We start from the raw sequence: 3,271 nt of genomic DNA on the forward strand, positions 1-3,271 counted from the left end.
GACCGATGTCACTGAACAAGTTCACCCGGCCGTCGCCGCCCAGGCAGTGGCGGCGGCCGGGGCGCTCGGTCTGGACGTGGCCGGGGTGGATGTCGTGTGCGAGGATTGCGGGCAGCCCTTGGAAGACCAGCGAGGGGCGGTCGTCGAGGTGAACGCCGGACCCGGCCTGCGCATGCACTTGGAGCCGTCGGCCGGCCGGCCTCGGGATGTCGGGGCGGCCGTTGTGGACGCCCTGTTTCCGAATGAAGAAACCGGCCGAATTCCGGTCGTGGCCGTGGCTGGCGGATCTGTGGTTGCCCGATTGATCGCATGGTTATGCCGCGCCGGTGGCCGATTTGCCGGGCTGGCCTGCCGAGACGGGTTGCTTCTTAACGGCCGGCTAGCCGACTCCCACGATGCCGCGACAGCCGGGGGTGCCCGCTCGGTCCTGGCCAACCGCCGAACCCAAGTGGCCGTCCTAGAGGTCAGTCCTCGGTCGATTGAGGAAGAAGGACTCGGATTCGATCAGGCCGACGTGACAGTGATGATCGGCTCGGTCGTCGGAGCCTGGGACGCGGGCATTCGGCAAGTCGTTTCGGCGGCCACCAAATCAAGCGGTTGCGTAATCCTTGACGGGATCAGTCCGCAAATCGCAGCGATTGCCACCAAATTGCCGCAGAGAGCGTTGCTTTTTGCGGCAGATGAGGCGATGGAAGTGTTGATGTCACACCGACGGGCCAACGGGCCAGTTGCGTTCGTCCGCGACGGGATGCTCATGTTGGCTGAGGGTCCGGATGAGACGGGCCTTGTCAGCGCCGCCGACATCCCGGCGGTTCGGAACGGTCATTTGCCAGTCGAAGCGGCGCTCGCCGGGGTTGCGGCTGCATGGCGGCTCGGTGTCTCGCCGGATTGTATCCGCGACGGGCTTCGCACGTTTGAATGGAAGTAGTGTTCTCGCAACAAATCGCGGGTTATGTGCCCCGATTCTGAATCGGTGGCATTCATTTCGATGTCACAAGAATCGGGCCAGTTGCCGTCGACTTTCCACTGGCAGCGAGTTTAGGTTCGGAACCAAATACCGGCGGGCGTTCGAGTCGGTGATCAGGATGTGTCCGCTGGGCAGCCGACAGATATGCTCTTCGCCGGTCACGCGAAACCGAATTGGCCCCCGGTCGGTTTCGACTTCCCATTCGGTCGCTTCGGCTCCCCCCGTCACCCGGACAACGCGATTGATCACAGGCAGGAAGTGCCGTTGGGTCAACTCCGCCTCAAGCCGGGATCGCAAGGGTTGGCGCAAAGCGTCCAGACGCGGAACGACAAACAGTTCCCGGCCGTCTTCCCCGAGGAACGAAACCGGCCCGCCCGGATCGGTGATCGGAAATGCCCGCACCGGCTCCGCGCCGACGTGTTGAGTGCCGTCGGGCAGCGCCAGCACAAGTCGGCCACGCGGGTCGGATTCCAGCCAGAAGTCGAACTCGGTCATCGGCAAAAGTCCTCGGTTAACCAGTCAGCGCCGCCGGCGTGGCTTGGGCGCGGTGAAGGGCGGCGTATCGGCCGTCGCGAGCCAGCAGTTCGTCGTGCGTCCCGGCCTCGACAATGGCCCCCCGCTCCAGGACCACGATCCGGTCGGCGCGTCGCAGGGTGCTGAGCCGGTGGGCGATGGCGATCGTGGTTCGGTTCTTGGTCAGCGCCTCCAAGGCGGCTTGAATCTCCCGCTCGGTCTGGGTGTCCACTGCTGACGTGGCCTCGTCCAAAATCAGGATGGCCGGGTCGATCAGCAGGGCGCGGGCGATGGAGAGCCTCTGCCGCTCCCCGCCCGACAGAGATTGACCGCGCTCCCCGATGAGCGAATCGTATCCGTCGGGCATCCGCAGAATGAACTCGTGGGCGCGGGCCGCCCTCGCCGCCGCCACGATCTCGTCTCGCGTGGCGTCCGGTCGGCCGTAGGCGATGTTCTCCGCAACGGTCCCGAAGAAGAGGAACGGATCTTGCAGGACGATGCCAATGTTTCGCCGGTAAGCGGACACCGGATAAGCCCGGACGTCCACGCCGTCCACAAGGACAGCCCCGGCGGTCGGGTCGAAGAAGCGGCAGATCAGGTTCACCAAGGTGGTTTTTCCGGCCCCGCTGTGCCCGACAAGCCCGATCAGTTCTCCGGGCCGGACGGTCAAGTCGATCCCGTGCAAAACGTCGCGGGCAGTGTATCGGAACCGCGCCCCCCGGACTTCCACCTGTCCGGCCAACCGGCCCGGTTCGACCGGCTTGACTGGTTCCGGCACTCCCGCGGACTGGTCGATTACCTCGAAAAGCCGACCGGCGCTGGCCGCCGCCCGCTGGAAGTGAGTGGCCACCCGGAGCAGGGCCTCGGTCCGGCTGTAGAAGCGTGTGATGTAGGCCAAAAAGGCGGTCAACACGCCGACCGTGATGAAGCCGTAATACACGCGCCAGGCGGCGAATCCCCAGACGGTCAGCAGTCCCAGCGTTGTCAGGAACGTCACCATGTTGCCGTACATGCTCCAGGTGAAGTTGTTCCGGTCGTTGGCCGCAAGCACCCGCTGGTTTTGGGCAGCGAACCGCTCCACCTCCCGGTCCTCTTGGGCGAATGCCTTGACCACCCGGACTCCGGGAATTGTGTCGGCCAGAACGCTCAGCATGTCCGCCCAAGCCCGGTTGCTGGCCTGATACCCGTGGAAAAACTTGGCCCGCAGCCGGACGGTCAGCCAGATAATGACCGGGAACGGGGCCAGCGTGGCCAACGCCAGCCACGGGTCGATGAGGATGAGGATCACCGCCGTCAGGACGATCATCAGCACGTCGGACGCGAAATCGACCAGATGACTGGACAGGAAATTGCACAGTTGGTTGGTGTCCGTCGAAATCCGGGACATCAGGTCGCCGGTCCGCTTGCTGCCGAAGTAATCCAACGACAGTGTTTGCAGGTGGGCGTAAGTCCGCTGCCGCAAGTCGGCCGCCACGCGCTCGCTCGCCCGAGCCGAAACGTAAGCCCGCGCCCAGTCGAGCAACCAAGACAAGGCGGCGGCTCCGACCAAGGCGCCCAAGTAGACGTAAACCCACCGAAACTCGACCTCTTTCCCTGACTGACGCGGGATGAGGATGTCATCAAGCAACGGCTTGGTCAGATAAGGGGGAACAAGCCCGGCGCCGGTGCTGGCCAGCGTCAAGAGGAAGACGAGGAAGAACATCCGGCGGTGCGCGCGGGTGAAGCCGAGTAGCCGGAGCAGGAACGCGCCGGCCCGGCGGGCGGCGGGATGGCAGGCCGGGCACCGTCCGG

At 64.9% G+C, this 3,271-nt stretch carries 2 protein-coding genes and 1 pseudogene; 1 reads left to right on the forward strand and 2 read right to left on the reverse strand.

Going from position 1 to position 3,271, the window contains the following annotated elements; genetic code table 11:
• A pseudogene (locus tag BGIM_RS56350) lies at positions 1-928 on the forward strand (cyanophycin synthetase); the annotation flags it as partial.
• A gap of 63 nt (positions 929-991) precedes the next feature.
• On the opposite strand, the gene BGIM_RS0146300 reads toward BGIM_RS56350, so the two are convergent.
• Both BGIM_RS0146300 and BGIM_RS56355 read right to left on the reverse strand, forming a co-directional pair.
• Complete coding sequence (locus BGIM_RS0146300; RefSeq protein ID WP_020476371.1) at positions 992-1,462, reverse strand: cyanophycin metabolism-associated DUF1854 family protein; 471 nt, start codon at positions 1,460-1,462, stop codon at positions 992-994.
• A 16-nt stretch (positions 1,463-1,478) separates the two neighbouring features.
• Positions 1,479-3,271, reverse strand: a 1,793-nt coding sequence (locus tag BGIM_RS56355) for a cyanophycin metabolism-associated ABC transporter (protein ID WP_020476372.1), incomplete at its 5' end; no start/stop codon positions are given.

The sequence above is a fragment of the Zavarzinella formosa DSM 19928 genome, from assembly GCF_000255705.1.
Lineage (GTDB): Bacteria > Planctomycetota > Planctomycetia > Gemmatales > Gemmataceae > Zavarzinella > Zavarzinella formosa.